We start from the raw sequence: 17703 nt of genomic DNA on the forward strand, positions 1-17703 counted from the left end.
AGTGGGTCGGCGCGGTCCTAGCGGCTTCCCAGTTGGCCCGGTGTCACCGCCTCGATGAGCGGCCACGCCTCGGCCAGGGGGATGTCGATGATGTGATATCGCTTCTTGCCCGCCGCCGAGGCCGCGGTGACGGTCGCGAGCCCCACCCGGCGCTGGAACCAGCTCTGGCGCACGGTCCAGCCGATGATGCCGGGCGCTTCGAGGCAGTCGCGGTCGCGGTCCAGCGAGCCGCTGCGGGTGATCAGCCAGGTCGGTTTGCCGTGCGCGGCCGGCACGACCGCGTGCCCGAGCCCCCGATACCGGTCCCAGGCCAGAGCGATGGCGATCGGCACGGCCAGCACGGTCAATGCCCAGAGCCACGCCGGAATGTGCACGCCCGCAAGTGATAGCACGAGCAGTACGCCCGCCGCCGTGCCCACCGGCGACAGCGCCCGCGTGTAGCGCCGCCGCTGCGCGGCCGGTCCGTGGGGCGTGAGTTCGGCTGTCACCGGCGCGGGCGCGGCCAACTCGCCCCACTCGCGGGCCGGCCCGCAGGCCGGTGTTGCGTGGCTTCCGGAACTCGTTCCGGCGGAAGCGCTTCCACCGGTTTCCTGGGTGCCGAAGGTGCCGTGGGCAGGGTCGGCCACGGGGCTCCCGGCCGTCGTTTCCGCGGCGTGCGCGGGCGCGGTCCCGCCGGGCGGGAGCGCGCCGCCCGCCGCGGACCGATCACCTGGTCCGGGCGCGCCGAGGTTCGAGTCGTGCTCGGGCGCAGCCGATTTGCTGAGTGGCGCGGCGGTGGAGCCGGTGTGGCTCTGGACGGTCGTTCCCACGGGCGCGCGGGCGGACCGGGTGGCGTCGACGCGTGTTGTGTCGTCCAGGAGGTGGGCCAGGGTGTGGTCCACGGCGGCCCGGGGCGCCTGGGGGAGGAGTTTCTGGCGGGGGTCGGCGCCGGTCATGATGGCTTCGAGTTCGGCCGCGCCCGCCCAGCGCAGCAGCAGCGGTTCGTTCACCGTCGCGCCGCGCAGGCGGGCCAGGTCGAGGGTGATCTGTCGGGTGGTGAACAGGCCGTGGCGGATGTGCAGGGTCGCGCCGTCGTCGACCACGCGCAGGTCGTGGTAGGTGGCCAGGTAGCGGGCGCAGGCGGCGAGGCTGACGATCAGCACCAGCGCGATGATCAGGGCGGTCACCGCGAGCGCGATGATCTGCACGCCACCGTCTTCCACGCCCTGCACCGCGTCGGAGTCGAAGATGACGCCCGCGATCCCGTACTGGAACGCCAAGCCGACGATGGGCGCGATGATGGCGAAACCGGTGAGCGAGAGCGGTGCGTAGCGCACCCATTCGCGTTGCCAGTGCGCGATTTCCACCGGTGCGCGGGTGGGCTGCGCGGGGGTCTCGGGGGCGGTCGACGGTGCCGGCGCGCCCGCGTCCGCGCTCGGAAGCTGTTCGGCCGCCGGGTTTTCCGCAGCCCCCCGGGTGTGCGCCAGCAGCGCGGTGCGCAGTTGCGGCACGATTTTCGCGTCCAGCGAGTCGAGTTTGAACTGGTCCCCGCGCTCGGCCTGCTGCCCTGTTCCGATGGACAGCACCGCCAGCCCCAGCGCGCGATGCAGCAGGTCTGCTTCCACGTCCACCGATCGCACCCGGTTGCGCGGCACCGAAAGCCGTTTGCGCTGAATCAATCCCGTGCGCAGTTCGACATTGTCCGGCGTGATCCGGTACGTGGTGGTGAACCACCGCGTCACCGCCAGCACGACGATCGCCCCGACGACCATGAGGCTCCACACCGGGCTGTCGGCCCGCGCCCCCGCGATCATCGAGGCCAGCAGCACCGGAATGAACCGGATCAACTCGGTGACCGGATGCACCAGCAGCATTCGCCGATCCAGCCGCTCCCAGCTCTCCGCTCCCACCCCGCCCGCGATGCCGCCCCCGGCGAAGCCATCGGGCCGCACCGAATCACCCTGTCCGCCGGAGTTGCCCGGCGCGGCAGGGCCTCCCGGCACAGCCGCGCCGGCGGGCCCGAGGTGATCCCACGGCGCGGCCGCATCGCCGGGCTTGCCGAGGCCCGGAGCGGATACCCGGCCGGGCGTGCCCGCTTCCGGGGTCGAGCCGCGGGCGCCGGGATGGTCACCGGGCGCGGCACCGGGGAGGTCGGCGGCCGTCGTGCCGCTCGGTGCGGGTGCGGGATCCGGCAGTCCCGCGGCGGCGGGGGGCTCCGCCGAGCCGGGGTGGTCGGCGGGGCCGGGGGTGCCGGTCATGTCGCGTCGCCCCGGTGGCGAGCGGCGATCTCGGTCAGCCGGGTGACCGTGTTGCGGGCGTCGGCCAGTTCCAGGGCGCTGATGTGGACCGCGCCGGCGGAGGAGGCCGTGGTGACGGTGACGGTGGCCAGGCCCAGCAGGCGTTCGAGCGGGCCGCGGTAGGTGTCGACCGTCTGCACGCGGGTGATGGGCGCGACCCGGCTTTCCTGGGTGAACCAGCCGGTGCGGGTGTAGACGGCCTCGTCGGTGATCTCCCACCGATGCACCGCGTAGCGCCACCAGGGCACGACGGCGATGTTGAATATCGTTGCCGCGACCATGATTCCGAGCAGGATGAGCTGGATCGTGCGTCTGTGCGGATCCAGCAGCATCCACACCAGGACGGCCAGGATGGGGAACACCCACGACAGGGTCGCGCTCAGCGCCCACAGCAGTTTGGCGCGGGGACTGGGCCGCCAGGCGGGGTCCACCAGAATGCCGCCTGGGGCGGTCGACATGCCGCCGGGGGCGGTGGGCTCGGGCATGCCTGCCATGCTTGCACGATTCGCGCCCTGAGCGCGGTAGATACCGGCCGCTCGGTCCTCCGCCCCCGGCCCGGGCCGCCCTACCCGGTCGTGGCCCGCACGGGTTCGCCCTGTTCACCGCGAGAGTCGGCGGTCCGCGTCGCGATCAGCGCGGCCGCGAGGGCGATGAGGCCGCCGAGCAGCAGCGCCAGCCGGAAGCCGGAGGTCATGGCGGCGGCGGCCGATTCACCGGCCGCGATCCGGTCGGCGGTGCGGGCGGTGGCGACCGCGGTCAGGATCGCGATGCCCAGCGCGCCGCCGATCTGCTGCGCGGTGTTGAGCAGGGCGGCGGCGAGCCCGGCCTGCTCCGGGGGCACGCCCGCGTTGGCGGCGGCGGTCGTGGCCACGAACACCGCGCCCGCGCCGAAGGCCATGATCAGCATGCCGGGCAGGACGTCGGCGGCGAAGGATCCGTCGACCGGGATGCGGGACAGCCAGATCAGGCCCGCGCCCATCAGCACCGAGCCGCCGACGATCAGCGGCCGGGTTCCGGTGCGGGCGAGCAGTTTCTGGGTGACCCCGGCCGCCGCGGCCAGGCAGAGGCTGAACGGGAGGTAGGCGACGCCGGTCTCGAGTTCGGTGTAGCCGAGCACCGACTGCAGGTACAGGGTCAGCACGAAGAACATCGCGAGCATGCCGGCGGCGATGGTCAGGTAGGTGAGGTTCGCCGCCGCCAGCCCCCGGATGCGGAAGATCGACAGCGGGACCAGCGGGTCGCGGGTGCGAGACTCGTTGACCACGAAGGCGATCAGCAGCACGAGGGCCGCGCCGAGCAGGGCGAGGGTGCGCGCGTCGTCCCAGCCGTATTCGGGCGCCTGGACCAGGCCGTAGACCAGCAGCATGAGACCGGAGGTCGCCAGCGCGGTGCCGAGCACATCGAAGCCGCCGCGGGGGCCGTCGCGGCGGTCGTCGGGCAGCAGGGCGGGCACCGCGATCAGCACCAGCAGGCATACCGGGGTATTGACGTAGAACACCCAGCGCCAGCCGGGCCCCTGGGTGAGCGCGCCGCCGAGCAGAACCCCCGCGGCCGAGGCCAATCCGGCCGCGCCGCCCCAGACGCTGAGCGCGATGTCGCGGTCCGGTCCCTCGCGAAACGTGGTGGTGAGCGTCGAGAGCGCGGCCGGGAGCATGAGCGCCGCGCCGACGCCCTGCGCGAGCCGCGCCCCGATCAGCAGTTCGCTGCCGTGCGCGAGTCCGCCCACGGCGGCCGAGACGCCGAGCAGGACGGTGCCGGCCAGCAGGACGCGGCGGCGGCCCAGCAGGTCGGCGAGCCGCCCGCCCAGCAGCATGAGCCCGCCGTAGGTGAGCATGTATCCGCTGGTGACCCATTGCAGCGTGGACACGTCCAGGCCGAGGTCGCGTTGCATGGCGGGCAGGGCGACGTTGACGATCGACCCGTCGACGAAGTCGAGGAAGGCGATCGTGCACAGCAGCGCGAGTACGAGTTTGCCGCGGCGCGTGGCCAGCAGCGCGGGTGATTCGGCAGGTGAGCGCACCGGCGGTGTCCTCTCGGGTTGCGGCGGACGCCTTTTCGTCCACTCACCAACCCCGAGCGACCCGGACCCGCGGTTGTGATGCGGAGAGACGCAGATCACATCCGCGCCCGGTGGCTCGCGGTCGTGAACGCGCGCACCGGCCCACGGCCCACAGACCACGGACCGGGGACCACCATCACGCTCCGGCCCGGCGCGGCTCGGTGCGGTGCCGACCCGGATCGACGTTGCGCCGGCCGGGCCGGCGATCTTGCCGACCCGGGACCAGCCGCGCCACAACGGCTTCGGCCTGCGGGGGTGATCACCATCGGGCACGGGTGGTCGCCGGATCGGCTGTGGTCCGGTCCGGACCGCGGTGGCCGGCCGGACGACGTGGTCGGCGTCCGCCCGCGGCGGCGGGGCAGACTGGGCTCGCCGCAGTAGAGGAGTGCACCATGACCGCCCGCGCCGACGACGCCGCGACCGCGACCTTCGCCGAGCATCGGCGGCTGCTGTTCTCGCTGGTCTACAACATGCTGGGCAGTGTCGCGGACACCGAGGACGCGCTGCAGGACATCTGGCTCGCCTGGGTCGGGCGCACCCGGCCCGGCGCCCCGCCGATCACCAGTCCCCGCGCCTACCTGGTGCGGGTCGCGGCGAACAACGCCCTGGCGCGGCGGCAGGCCGCCTCGCGCCGCCGCGAAACCTACGTCGGCCCTTGGCTACCCGAGCCCCTGGTCACCGACACCCCGGAAGTCCGGGACAGCGCCGACGCCGCCGACGCCGCGCTGCGCGCCGAATCGGTGTCCACCGCAATGCTCGTGCTACTCGAATCCCTGACCCCGCTCGAGCGCGCGGTCTTCGTGTTGCACGAGGTGTTCGGCTATCCGCACACCGAGATCGCCGAGATCCTCGGCCGCGACAGCGCCGCGGTCCGCCAGACCGCGCACCGCGCCCGGGTGCACGTGCACGACCGCCGCCCGCGCTACCGCGCCGACCCCGGCACGCAGCGCGCGGTGACCGAGCGGTTCCTGGCCGCCCAGCTCGGCGGCGACCTGACCGCCCTGCTGTCCCTGCTCGCCCCCGACGCGACCCTCTGGTCCGACGGCGGCGGCAAGGTCAGTGCCGCCCGCCACCCCATCCACGGCGCGCAGCACATCGTCCGGGTGATCACCGGCGCGGCGATGTCCGGCATCGCCAACTCCCACGCGATCGAATTCCACTGGGTAGGAACCGATCCCGCCGTCATCCTGCTGGAGGACGGCATTCCCCACTCGGTCGTCGTCCTCGACATCGACCCCGCCACCGCCCGGATCCACGGCGTCTACGCGGTCCGCAACCCCGACAAACTCCGCCACCTGGGCGTCCCGAGCTAGCCCGCGGGCCGGCGTCCGGATCCCCGGCCGGCATCCCGCGATCGGATCGGCGCCGGGTGTGCCTCGGCCCGTCGTGGCCGCGCTGCCCGGTTCACCGCCGCCCGTCCCGGGGACCTGCCGCGCCGCAACGCCACTGGGCGATCTCGACCCGGTCGCCGCGAACGGCGGGTTCGGGCCGGCCTGTTCACCGGTACGGCTGTGTCCCGGGGGTGAACGTGCCGGACGTTCGCTCACGCAGACCGGGTGATCTGCCGTGGCGCAACGCCGCTGGGTGACTTCGACTCGATCGCCGCGAACGGCGGGTTCGGGCCGGCCTGTTCACCGGTACGGCCGTGCCCCGGCGGTGAACATGCCGACGCCCGCCCAGCCGCACGGGACCGCGGTGGCCGCCCGCCCATCGATCCGGGCCGCGCCGGAGCGATGTTCGCCCCGGGGCGGCGACCTTCGGGCTCAGCGGGCGGTGATCCGGAAGAACCCGCTCAGGGTGCCCTGGTACTGCACCTGTCCCGGGGCGATCGTGCCGACCATCTGCAGGGTGTCGTGAATGATGCTCGCGCCCACCCGCTGTTCGGTGTCGACCTTGCCGGTCGCGGCGTCGATCACCGTGTACGCGTAGGAGTCGGTCACCGCGCCCGCGCTGCCGGAACCGCCGCCGCTGCCGGTGCCGGTGCTGCCGGAGCCGCCGCCGCTGCCGGTGCCGGTGCTGCCGGAGCCGCCGCTGCCCGAGCCGAACGGGCCGCGCCGGGCGATCGTGTAGATCTTGCCGTCGGCGACCGAGAGACGGGGGACCGCGGCGGAGGGCACGTCGATCGTCCACACCACCGAGCAGCCCGAGCCGGTGACGTCGATGCGGGTCATGCCACCGGTGAAGGCCGCGCTCTCGGGCTGACTCGGCCCGGCGTTGGCGGGCAGCTGCGGGTACGGGTAGCCGTAGGTGCTCGCGACGAAGACGCTGTTGCCCGTCGCGACGGGGGAGTTCTCGGTGCCGTTGATGGCCGGGACCGAGCACACGGTCGCGCCGGTGACCGTGTCGAAGACGAGCAGGTTCTCCTTGTTCGCGGCGTTGTCGGTGATCGCCAGATACTCGGTGCCGCTGCCGGGCCCGAAGAAGGTCGGGGTCGCGCCGGAGCCCCAGCTGAGCTGGCCGGGCTTGCGCGCCGGACCGCGGTCGTAGGCCTGCCGCCACAGCACCCGCGGGTTGCCGGCGGCGTCGGCGTCCACCAGGTACAGCGCGTGCGAGGTGGCGATGGCCACGCCCTCGGGCGCGCTGGAGATGCTGTTGGCCACCGATTCACCCGGTCCGAGCAGGATGGCCTTGGCCGCGCCGGTGGCCGGATCCACGAATCCGGCGGCGGCGTTGTCGGTCGCGAACCAGACGCGCCCGTCGTAGTCCGGCATCACCGAACTCACCGCGTCGCAGGATCCGCCGCCGCAGTGCGCGGTAACCGCCTGGGACACATTGCTTCTGGAATCGATCGAGAGCTTCCACTTGCCGTCGGCCCCGCGCTGGTGCCCGATGCGCAGCAGATCCCCGCTGCCGTCGACGGTGACCATGCGGTCCCGCTCGTCCAGGTAGGCGTAGACGCCGCCGAGCAGGCTGCCCTTGGCGAGATCGAGCGAGGCCAGGGTGTCGCCGTTGGCGGGATCGAGCAGGAACACCGTCGGCGCGCGGTCGATCATCTTGGTGCACAGCGCCTGTGGGATGCCGTCCGCGCCCTGCAGGATGGTCGGGCAGGCGGCGGCGAGTTCGTGGAAGTCCGCGCGCACGGTCACCGCGCCCGGCCCGGGGAACGGCGTGGCGTCCGAGGATGCGGCGTCGCCGTGCATGGTCGCGGTGCCCAGCGGGCCCAGATAAGGATTGGCCGGGGGTAGCGGCCCGAATGCCGCTCCGGCCGAACCGGTGGCGATGGTCAGTGCCAGCGTCGCGCCGGCCGCCATGATCGCCGTCGCGCGGCCAAGTCTCTCGAACACGGATTCCCCGTTTCGTCGTCCCCGGGCGACACTGCCCGAGCCCTGCGTATGAGCCTGAATGCGAATATTCGCATCGATAGATACGATTAATCGTGCCGGACACCATAGAAGAGCAGGTCAAGCCTGGCAAGGTTTTGTACCGTTCGGCTCGTCACGCCGCGCCGTTCGGTACCGGGTGGGTCAGAATATCGCCGGGCTCGCGACGGAATAGCGTGCCGGTACCACCGGTTGCCAGCTTCTATGGCACCCGAGTCGGATCAGTCGGATGGATGGCGCATGATCGAAGACGTGACGGATCTACCGAACCCGAATCTGCCCGCACCGGCGCCCAGCCCCGCGGGCATGCGCCGGGCACTGCGGCGTGCCCGTGACGGGGCCACCCTCAACCTCGACGAGGCGGTGGTGCTGCTGCAGGCGCGCGACGCCGACCTGGTGGATCTGTGTACCTCGGCGGCGCGGGTGCGCGACGCCGGCCTGCGCGAGACCGGCTACGCGGGGGAGACCCTCCCGATCACGTACTCGCGCAAGGTTTTCATCCCGCTCACCCATCTGTGCCGGGACAAGTGCCACTACTGCACCTTCGTCACCGTGCCCGGAAAGCTGCGCGCCCAGGGCCGCGGCATGTACCTCGAACCCGACGAGGTGCTCGAGATCGCCCGCCAGGGCGCCGAACTCGGTTGCAAGGAAGCGCTTTTCACCCTCGGTGACCGCCCGGAGGAACGCTGGCCGGAGGCGCGCCAGTGGCTCGACGAGCGCGGGTACGACTCCACCCTGGACTACGTGCGCGCCATGTCCATCCGGGTGCTCGAGGAGACCGGCCTACTGCCGCACCTCAATCCGGGCGTGATGACGTGGGCCGAACTGTCCCGCCTCAAGCCGGTAGCCCCGTCCATGGGCATGATGCTCGAGACCACCTCCACCCGCCTGTTCACCGAACCCGGTCAGGCGCACTACGGCAGCCCCGACAAGGATCCGGCGGTGCGCCTGCGCGCGCTGACCGACGCCGGTCGGCTCTCGGTCCCCTTCACCACCGGCATTCTGATCGGCATCGGCGAGAACCTGGTCGAGCGCGCCGAATCGATCATGACGATTCGCAAGTCGCACAAGGCTTTCGGTCACGTGCAGGAGGTGATCGTGCAGAACTTCCTGGCCAAACACGACACCGCCATGCGCAACACCCCCGACGCCGATCTCGAGGAATTCCGCGCCGCCATCGCGGTGTCCCGGCTGCTGCTCGGCCCGAAGATGCGCATCCAGGCCCCGCCGAACCTGGTCGCGCTCGACGAATGCCGCGCCCTGCTGGACGCGGGCATCGACGACTGGGGCGGGGTCTCCCCGCTCACCCCCGATCACGTGAATCCCGAACGCCCCTGGCCGAATCTGGACACCCTGGCCCAGGTCACCGCGGACGCCGGCTTCGTGCTCACCGAACGTCTCACCGCGCACCCGAAATACGTGCTGGCGGGCCACCCGTGGATCGATCCGCGGGTCTCGCGGCACGTGGCGGCGCTGGCCGATCCGGTGACCGGCCTGGCGCGCACCGTCAATCCCACCGGCCTGCCCTGGCAGGAGCCGGACCACGACTGGGAGTCGGTGGGCCGGGTCGATCTCAATACCGCCATCGACTCCGAGGGCCGCAACACCGAGTCCCGCAGCGATTCCGCGCTCGGCAACGACGGGCTCGGCGCGTTCGGCGACTGGGAGACCATTCGCGAACAGGTCAGGGAGCTCGCGGTCGCCGCCCCCGAGCGCTTCGACTCGGACGTGCTGGCCGCATTGCACGCCGCGGAGAAGGATCCGGCCGGGCTCACCGACGATCAGTACCTGGCCCTGGCCACCGCGGACGGCCCGGCGCTGGAGGCGATCACCGCGCTCGCCGATCAGCTGCGCCGCGACACCGTGGGCGACGACGTCACCTACATCGTGAACCGCAATATCAACTTCACCAACATCTGCTACACCGGCTGCCGGTTCTGCGCGTTCGCCCAGCGCAAGGGTGACGCCGACGCCTTCACCCTGAGCGCGTCCGAGGTCGCGGACCGGGCCTGGGAGGCGCACGTCGAGGGCGCGACCGAGATCTGCATGCAGGGCGGCATCGATCCGGAGCTGCCGGTCACCGGGTACGCGGACCTGGTGCGGGCCATCAAGGCGCGGGTGCCGGACATGCACGTGCACGCCTTCAGCCCCATGGAGGTTGTCAACGGGGCTTCGCGCGGCGGGCAGAGCATTCACGACTGGCTCTCGGCGCTGAAAGAGGCCGGGCTGGACACCATCCCGGGCACCGCGGCGGAGATCCTCGACGACGAGGTGCGCTGGGTGCTGACCAAGGGCAAGCTGCCCACCTCGGCCTGGATCGAGGTCATCACCACCGCGCACAAACTCGGCATCCGGTCGAGCTCGACCATGATGTACGGGCACGTCGACAATCCCAAGCATTGGGTCGGGCACCTGCGGGTGCTGCGCGGAATCCAGGACGAGACGGGCGGTTTCACCGAATTCGTGCTGCTGCCCTTCGTGCACCAGAGTGCGCCGTTGTACCTGGCGGGAGCCTCGCGCCCGGGTCCGACCGTGCGCGACAACCGGGCCGCGCACGCGCTGGCGCGCATCATGCTGCACGGGCGGATCCACAACATTCAGACCAGCTGGGTGAAACTCGGCACGGCGGGCACCCGGTTGATGCTGAACGGCGGCGCCAACGACCTGGGCGGAACGCTCATGGAGGAGACCATCTCCCGCATGGCCGGTTCCGAACACGGTTCCGCCAAAACGGTCGAGGAATTGACCGACATCGCCACCGGCATCGGCCGCCCGGTCCGCCAGCGCACCACCACCTACGGTGTGCCGCAGCACACTTCGGTGAAATCCTCGCTGGCGCTAGGCTGAGGGGAGACCCGCCCGGCGCCCGTGGACGACGGTGAACAGCCGTTTTCCCGCACCGCGCCGGGTTCGGGGCTCCCGCCGGGCCCGGGCGCGGCGGTGCGGGACGGCGAGGTCCCGGGTCGTGAGCGCCACGAACCATCCGCAGCGTCGCGGAGGGTGAAGTTAGGGTTGGCTGACCAGGAGTATTGTTACAGCGCCGGGATACTGTTTCGCGGGGCGGACTATCCCGCAGGGTGTGAGGACAGACTAGGAGAGCGGCAGTGCCGTACATCATCGCTGAACCGTGCGTTGACGTGAAGGACAAGGCGTGCATCGAGGAATGCCCCGTGGATTGCATCTACGAGGGTGGTCGCATGCTGTACATCCAACCGGACGAGTGCGTGGACTGTGGTGCGTGTGAGCCGGTCTGTCCGGTGGAGGCGATCTTCTACGAGGACGACACCCCGGATCAGTGGAGCGGTTACGTCAACGCCAACGTCGAGTTCTTCGACGATCTGGGGTCGCCCGGCGGCGCGACCAAGGTCGGCAAGGTCGACTACGACCCGCCGTTCATCGCCGCGCTACCGCCCATGGCCGCGGAGTAGGCAAAACGTTGAGCACGCGTGGCCGGGTCAGTGCGCTACTACCCGATTTCCCCTGGGACACCATCGCTTCGGTGAAGGCGAAGGCCGCTTCGCACCCGGACGGCATCGTGGATCTGTCCGTCGGCACCCCCGTCGATCCGGTCGATCCGCTGATCCAGCGGGCGCTGACCTCGGTCGCGGCGGTACCGGGCTATCCGACCACGCACGGCACCCCGGAATTGCGGGAAGCCGTTGTGGCGGCGCTGAAACGGCGTTTCGGCATCACGGGCATCGGCGCGGACGCGGTGCTGCCGGTGATCGGCACCAAGGAGCTGATCGCCGGTCTGCCGCGCACGCTCGGCCTGGGTGCCGGCGATCTGGTGGTGATCCCGGAGGTCGCGTACCCGACCTACGAGGTGGGTGCGCTGCTGTCCGGTTCGCGGATCCTGCGCGCGGACGGTGTCACCCAGCTCGGCCCCGAGTCCCCGGCGCTGATCTTCCTGAACTCGCCGTCGAATCCGACCGGCAAGGTGCTCGGGGTCGAGCACCTGCGCAAGGTGGTCGAGTTCGCGCGCGAGCGCGGCGCGATCCTGGCCTCGGACGAGTGCTACCTCGGGCTGCCCTGGGAGGGCCGCGCGATCTCGATCCTGGATCCGGAGGTGAGCGACGGTGATCACACCGGGCTGCTGGCGATCCATTCCCTTTCCAAGACTTCGAATCTCGCGAGTTACCGCGCGGGCTTCGTGACCGGTGATCCGGCGCTGGTGGCCGAGCTGCTCGAGGTGCGCAAGCACTCGGGCCTGATGCTGCCGTTCCCGATCCAGGCGGCGATGACCGCCGCCCTGAGCGACGACAATCACGAGGCGATTCAGCGCGAGCGCTACCGGGTCCGCCGCGACGTGCTGCGAAAGGCGTTGCAGGACGCCGGTTTCCGGATCGACGATTCCGAGGCCGGGCTGTACCTGTGGTCGACTCGCGGCGAGCCGGGCCGCACCACGCTGGACTGGCTGGCCGAACGCGGCATCCTGGCCGCTCCGGGTGAGTTCTACGGACCCCGTGGGGCACAGCATGTCCGGATCGCGCTGACCGCCACGGACGAGCGCATCGCCACCGCCGCCGATCGATTGCTGAGCTAGTTCACTCGCTTGACCAGCTGATTTCATGTCGGCGTCCGGTGCGTGATACTGTTTGCGACGTCGCCGGGCCGGATGGCCCGCTTCGAGTAAGGCCCTGTGGCGCAGTTGGTTAGCGCGCCGCCCTGTCACGGCGGAGGTCGCGGGTTCGAGTCCCGTCAGGGTCGCAGTACATGAAAGGCCGCGAGCACAGCTCGCGGCCTTTTCTGTTGTCGCACACCGGAATCGCCGTGTTCCGCGGTCTGCTCGCCGGCGGTCGTGCCGAGATTTCGCACGCGATGTTCCGGGATTTCGCACTCGAGATGACGAGATTTCGTATGCAAGGCTCGTTTTGTTAGCCACCGTCATGAACGACACGCTTTGGCGACTCGCCGATAGATATGTTCAGTTTTCTCGAAAAGTGACACGGCGGTACTTCGCAATCCCTATAACAGGTTCTCATCTGAGTCTCGATGAGGAGCCGGTTCATGCGTGGTTTTGTTTATGAGAACACTGGTAGCAGCCAATATGGCAGCGGTGGCGGTATGGGCCGCCGCCGATTCCTAGCTGCAACAGGTGTCATTCTTGGGGCCGCGTCGGCCGGGATGCTGGCGGCCAAGACGCCCGCGCGGGCGCTGCCCACCAAGCCGCTCACTGACGGCGACAAGGTGCCCGCGCTGGTGATCGGCTCCGGGTACGGCGGCGCGGTCGCCGCCCTGCGGCTCGCGCAGGCCGGGATCGATGTCGCCATCGTGGAGATGGGCATGTCGTGGACGCAGCCCGGGTCCGACGGCAAGGTCTTCTGCACCCTGCTCAAGCCGGACGGGCGGTCGTCCTGGCTGCGCGACAAGACCGATCAGCCGGTCAGCCACATCATGGGCGCGTCGATCAACAAGTCGATCAGCCGCTACACCGGCATTCTGGATTCGGAGCGCTTCAGCGGGATTCGGGTGTACCAGGGCCGCGGCGTCGGCGGCGGCTCGCTCGTCAACGGCGGCATGGCCGTGACGCCCAAGCAGGAGTACTTCGGGAGCATCCTGCCCTCGGTGGACGCCGGGGAGATGTACGGCACCTACTACCCGCGCGCCAACGCGGCGCTGGGGGTCAACAACATCGACCAGTCCTGGTTCGACAGCACCGACTGGTACAAGTACGCCCGCATCGGCCGCAAGCAGGCCGACCGCTCCGGGTTCGCGACCACCTTCGTGCCCAACGTCTACGACTTCAACTACATGAAGCAGGAGGAGTCCGGGTCCGTCACCAAGTCCGCGCTCGGCGGCGAGGTCATCTACGGCAACAACTACGGCAAGAAGTCGCTCGACAAGACCTACCTGGCGCAGGCCGTCGGCACCGGCAAGGTGGGCATCACCCCCATGCACGTGGTCACCGCCGTCTCCCCGGCCGAGGGCGGCTACAAGGTCGAGATGAAGCAGATCGACACGAGTGGCAATACCGTGGCGACCAAATCCGTTGTGGCGCAGAAGGTGTTCTTCGCGGCCGGCAGCGTCGGCACCAGCAAGCTGCTGGTGGCCATGAAGGCGACCGGCAAGCTGGGGAACCTGCCCGATTCCGTCGGGTCGGGCTGGGGCCACAACGGCAACGTCATGGTCGCGCGGCAGAACCACGCCTGGGACGCCACCGGCTCGAATCAGGCCACCATTCCCACGCTCGGCATCGACAACTGGGCCGACAGCGGCGGCCCGGCGTTCGCCGAGGTGTCGCCGTTCCCGGCGGGGCTCGAGACCTTCGCGAGTCTCTACCTCGCGATCACCAAGAACACCAACCGCGGCAGGTTCACCTACAACTCCGGCTCCGGCGGGGTGGACCTGAACTGGCAGACGTCGTGGAATCAGCCGAGCATCGACGCGGCCAAGCGGATCTTCGACAAGATCAACAAGAAGGAGGGGACGATCTACCGCACCGACCTGTTCGGCCCCACCAAGACCTGGGGCGACGACATCACGTACCACCCGCTCGGCGGCTGCGTGCTCAACCAGAGCACCGACAACTACGGGCGGCTCACCCAGTATCAGGGGCTGTACGTCATCGACGGATCGCTGATTCCGGGCATGACCACGGTCAACCCGTTCGTCACCATTACCGCGCTCGCGGAACGGAATATCGAGAACATCATCGCTAACGATCTGGGTTAGCCGGAAGAATTTCGGTGCGTGTCCGGCGCGTCGGTGGTCTTGCCCGCGTTAGCCTGGGATATGGACGCTGTCACGGTTGTCCCTGCTCCCGCAAACGAACCGGTGCACACCTACGCGCCGGGTAGTCGTGAACGTGAACTGCTGACGGGCAGGCTCGCCGAAATCTCCGCAGGATCAGTCGATGTGCCGCTGGTGATCGGTGGCAAACATCAACCCGGAACCGGTGCGCCGGCCGAGATAGTCATGCCGCATCGACACCGGCATGTGCTCGGCACGTACACCGAGACCACCCACGACGAGGCCCGCTCGGCCGTGGACGCGGCCCTCGCCGCGGCCCCGGCCTGGCGGGCCCTCCCGTTCGACGAACGCGCCGCGGTGCTGCTGCGCGCGGCCGATCTGCTGGCCGGGCCGTGGCGCGAGACGATCGCCGCGGCCACCATGCTCGGGCAGTCGAAAACGGTGCAGCAGGCCGAGATCGACGCACCGTGCGAGCTGGTGGACTTCTGGCGGTTCAACGTCGCGTTCGCGCGCGAGATCATGGCCGAGCAGCCCGTCTCCTCGGCCGGGGTGTGGAACCGGATGGACTACCGGCCCCTGGAGGGGTTCGTGTACGCCATCACGCCCTTCAACTTCACCGCCATCGCCGGCAACCTGCCCACCGCACCGGCGCTGATGGGTAACACCGTGGTGTGGAAACCTTCTCCCACCCAGACGCTTTCGGCCTACTACACCCTGCAACTGCTCGAAGCGGCCGGACTGCCGCCCGGCGTCATCAACCTGGTCACCGGTAGCGGGTTCAAGGTCTCCGATGTCGCGCTGGCCGATCCGCGCCTGGCCGGAATCCATTTCACCGGCTCCACCACGACCTTCCAGCACCTGTGGCAGCAGGTGGGCGCGAATATCGGCCGCTATCACGGCTACCCGCGCATCGTGGGGGAGACGGGCGGCAAGGACTTCATCGTCGCGCACTCCTCCGCCGATCCGGATGCCCTGCGCACGGCCATGATTCGTGGCGCGTTCGAATACCAGGGGCAGAAGTGCTCGGCCGCCTCGCGCGCCTACATCGCCCGGTCGGTGTGGCGGCAGATGGGGCAGGATTTCCTTACCCAGGTCGACGAGCTCACCTACGGCGATGTCGCGGACCTGTCGAATTTCGGTGGGGCGGTGATCGATCGGCGGTCCTACGACAAGTGCGCCGCCGCCATCGAACGGGCGCGCGGCGCCGGGGTCGAGATCGCGGCGGGCGGTGCGCACGACGCCTCCGACGGCTTCTTCGTCCGCCCGACGGTGCTGCTCAGCGACGATCCGGGTGACGAGTCCTTCGCCACGGAGTACTTCGGGCCGATCCTGTCGGTGTACGTGTACGACGACAGCACGCCCGACGGCTTCACCGACGTGCTCGACATGGTGGACGGCACCTCGCCCTACGCGCTGACCGGCGCGATCTTCGCCCGCGATCGGTCTGCGGTCGAACAGGCCTCGGCCGCACTGCGATTCGCCGCGGGCAACTTCTACGTCAACGACAAGCCCACCGGCGCGGTGGTCGGGCAGCAGCCGTTCGGCGGCGCCCGCGCCTCCGGCACCGACGACAAGGCCGGCTCCCCGCTCAACCTGCTGCGCTGGGTCGCTCCGCGCACGATCAAGGAAACCTTCGTCCCACCCACCGATTACCGGTACCCGCACATGGAGGCGTGATGAATTGCAGCCGTTCGCAACGCCTAGATGGGCCGCACCTGATGCGCGCCGGGAGCACCGGCCGGCGGCGGCCGGTGCACCGCGGTTGCGCGCAGCCACCGCCGGAGGCGCCGCCCGCGCTCGCCGAGCGGGAGCGGCCGGGGGATCTGCTGGAACCCGTCCGTTCGCGACGCCGTAACGAGGCCGGGTTCGGTCTCGGCGATGTCACGTGGGCGGAACCGCCGACGAATCCCGGACGCTCGCAACGGCGTAGCGCTCTGTGCCCCGTGGTCCCCGGCGGCCGGGTGCCGGGGTCGCCGCGGGATCGTGTTCGCTCGCACCGGCACCGGGCGAGGTGTGTTCCGCACTCGGCGACCGGGCTGGACGGGGGCGTGCGATGAACCCGCTGCGTCCGGCGATCCTGGCCGCGGCCAACTCGGCCCGGCTGAAGAAGGCGGTGACCACGACACCCGCGACCGCGGCCGTGGTGCGGCGTTTCGTGGCGGGGGAGACGCGGGCCGAGCTCGCGCCCGTGGTGCGCGAGCTGCTCGCGAGCGGGCGGTCGGTCAGCGTGGACTTCCTCGGGGAGTACACCGAGGACCGGTCGGTCGCCGATGCGGCCGTGGCGGAATACGTTTCGCTCATCGACCTGCTCGCCGAGCTGGATCGGGAAGTGCCCGTCGCGGCGGGCGGGCCGACCACCTCGCCCCCGGTACGCGCGCGTCCGGCGGGGTCCGGTGCGGAATCGGCCGGTTCGGACGTGGGTGCGCCGGGTTCGGGTGCGCGGAGTTCGGGTGCGGGAGCGCGGGGTTCGGAGTCGTCGTGCTCGGACGTGAGCGCGAAGCGTTCGGCGACCGGCGAGCGTGATGACCCCGGCGCGCGGCGGGGGGACGCGGTGCCGCGGGTGGAGGTGTCGCTCAAGCTCTCCGCGCTGGGTCAGGCGCTGGCGGCCGACGGGCCCGCCATCGCGGCGGAGAACCTGCACAAGTTGTGCGCCAAGGCCGTCGAATCGCGGGTGTGGGTGACCGTGGACGCGGAGGACCACACCACCACCGAGGACACCCTGGCCGCGGTGCGGCTGGCGCGGTCCGAGTTCCCGTGGCTGGCGGTGGCGATGCAGTCGTATCTGCGCACCGCCGAACGCGATTGCCGGGACGCGGCGAGCACGGGCACCCGAATCCGCCTGTGTAAGGGTGCGTATCAGGAGCCCGAGACGGTGGCCTACCGGCGCCGGGGCGAGGTGGACGCCTCGTATCAGCGCTGCCTGGAGGTGCTCATGACCGGTGGCTGGTACCCCATGGTCGCCTCGCACGATCCGGCGATGGTCGAGGCCGCACTGCGCTTGGCGGCCGAGAACCACCGCGGTCCGGGCAGTTTCGAGTTCCAGATGCTCTACGGGATTCGCGACGCCGAGCAACGCCGTCTCACCGCCGAAGGCCACGCGCTGCGCGTGTACATCCCCTACGGCACCCAGTGGTACGGCTACCTCATGCGCCGCTTGGCCGAACGCCCCGCCAACCTGGGCTTCTTCCTGCGCGCCCTGGCCTCTCGCGGCTGAGTCCGGGCGCGGGAACCACGCCGCCACCGGCCCGCGAGGCCGGTGGCGGAGGCGTTGATGACGGTGGTTGTGCGGCAACGGGTTCGGTGGCGGTGGGCGGGCCGCACAGCGCCCGGGTGGCACCCGCCACCGAACCCGTTGCCG

At 70.4% G+C, this 17703-nt stretch carries 11 protein-coding genes and 1 tRNA gene; 8 read left to right on the forward strand and 4 right to left on the reverse strand.

Features of this window, described 5'->3' with window-relative positions:
• Positions 1–17: 17 nt before the first annotated feature.
• From ABZ319_RS26820 to ABZ319_RS26830, 3 genes are all read right to left on the reverse strand, one after another.
• On the reverse strand, positions 18–2237 hold the full coding sequence (locus ABZ319_RS26820) for a PH domain-containing protein (protein ID WP_354989259.1): 2220 nt from the start codon (positions 2235–2237) through the stop codon (positions 18–20).
• Complete coding sequence (locus tag ABZ319_RS26825) at positions 2234–2770, reverse strand: PH domain-containing protein (protein ID WP_354989260.1); 537 nt, start codon at positions 2768–2770, stop codon at positions 2234–2236. Before ABZ319_RS26825 ends, ABZ319_RS26820 begins: the two co-directional genes overlap by 4 nt.
• A gap of 71 nt (positions 2771–2841) precedes the next feature.
• Positions 2842–4296 (reverse strand): MFS transporter, encoded by a 1455-nt coding sequence (locus tag ABZ319_RS26830; protein ID WP_354989261.1) that lies wholly within the window; start codon positions 4294–4296, stop codon positions 2842–2844.
• Positions 4297–4727: 431 nt separating this feature from the next.
• Between ABZ319_RS26830 and sigJ the strand changes: the two genes are divergently transcribed.
• Positions 4728–5648 (forward strand): RNA polymerase sigma factor SigJ, encoded by a 921-nt coding sequence (gene sigJ, locus ABZ319_RS26835; RefSeq protein ID WP_354989262.1) that lies wholly within the window; start codon positions 4728–4730, stop codon positions 5646–5648.
• A gap of 450 nt (positions 5649–6098) precedes the next feature.
• Here the strand turns inward: sigJ and ABZ319_RS26840 are convergent, their stop codons facing one another.
• A complete protein-coding gene (locus ABZ319_RS26840) occupies positions 6099–7619 on the reverse strand; it encodes a hypothetical protein (protein ID WP_354989263.1) in 1521 nt (506 codons plus the stop codon).
• Between the two features lie 276 nt (positions 7620–7895).
• On the opposite strand from ABZ319_RS26840, the gene ABZ319_RS26845 reads away from it, so the two are divergent.
• From ABZ319_RS26845 to ABZ319_RS26875, 7 genes are all read left to right on the forward strand, one after another.
• A complete protein-coding gene (locus ABZ319_RS26845) occupies positions 7896–10502 on the forward strand; it encodes a bifunctional FO biosynthesis protein CofGH (RefSeq protein ID WP_354989264.1) in 2607 nt (868 codons plus the stop codon).
• A gap of 257 nt (positions 10503–10759) precedes the next feature.
• Positions 10760–11083, forward strand: coding sequence for a ferredoxin (gene fdxA / locus ABZ319_RS26850; protein ID WP_067572375.1), 324 nt, complete (start codon positions 10760–10762; stop codon positions 11081–11083).
• Between the two features lie 8 nt (positions 11084–11091).
• Entirely contained in the window at positions 11092–12198 is a 1107-nt protein-coding gene (gene dapC / locus ABZ319_RS26855; protein ID WP_354989265.1) for a succinyldiaminopimelate transaminase, read from the forward strand.
• A gap of 90 nt (positions 12199–12288) precedes the next feature.
• Positions 12289–12362: transfer RNA gene (locus ABZ319_RS26860), tRNA-Asp, on the forward strand.
• Positions 12363–12779: 417 nt separating this feature from the next.
• Positions 12780–14327, forward strand: coding sequence for a GMC oxidoreductase (locus ABZ319_RS26865; RefSeq protein WP_354989266.1), 1548 nt, complete (start codon positions 12780–12782; stop codon positions 14325–14327).
• A gap of 60 nt (positions 14328–14387) precedes the next feature.
• Entirely contained in the window at positions 14388–16022 is a 1635-nt protein-coding gene (pruA, locus tag ABZ319_RS26870; protein WP_354989267.1) for an L-glutamate gamma-semialdehyde dehydrogenase, read from the forward strand.
• 376 nt (positions 16023–16398) lie between these two features.
• Positions 16399–17559 carry a proline dehydrogenase family protein gene (locus ABZ319_RS26875; protein WP_354989268.1) on the forward strand — a complete coding sequence of 387 codons (1161 nt, stop codon included), beginning with the start codon at positions 16399–16401 and terminating at the stop codon, positions 17557–17559.
• The last annotated feature ends 144 nt before the right edge of the window (positions 17560–17703 follow it).

This window comes from Nocardia sp. NPDC005978 (genome assembly GCF_040614455.1).
In the GTDB taxonomy this organism is placed as follows: Bacteria; Actinomycetota; Actinomycetes; order Mycobacteriales; family Mycobacteriaceae; genus Nocardia.

Excerpts from the sequence above, each read along its gene's own strand:
- ABZ319_RS26825 (WP_354989260.1), bottom strand. The coding sequence starts at position 2,770 with ATGGCAGGCATGCCCGAGCCCACCGCCCCCGGCGGCATGTCGACCGCC.
- ABZ319_RS26875 (WP_354989268.1), top strand. The coding sequence starts at position 16,399 with ATGAACCCGCTGCGTCCGGCGATCCTGGCCGCGGCCAACTCGGCCCGG.
- ABZ319_RS26865 (WP_354989266.1), top strand. The coding sequence starts at position 12,780 with ATGCTGGCGGCCAAGACGCCCGCGCGGGCGCTGCCCACCAAGCCGCTC.
- ABZ319_RS26845 (WP_354989264.1), top strand. The coding sequence starts at position 7,896 with ATGATCGAAGACGTGACGGATCTACCGAACCCGAATCTGCCCGCACCG.
- ABZ319_RS26820 (WP_354989259.1), bottom strand. The coding sequence starts at position 2,237 with ATGACCGGCACCCCCGGCCCCGCCGACCACCCCGGCTCGGCGGAGCCC.
- sigJ (WP_354989262.1), top strand. The coding sequence starts at position 4,728 with ATGACCGCCCGCGCCGACGACGCCGCGACCGCGACCTTCGCCGAGCAT.
- pruA (WP_354989267.1), top strand. The coding sequence starts at position 14,388 with ATGGACGCTGTCACGGTTGTCCCTGCTCCCGCAAACGAACCGGTGCAC.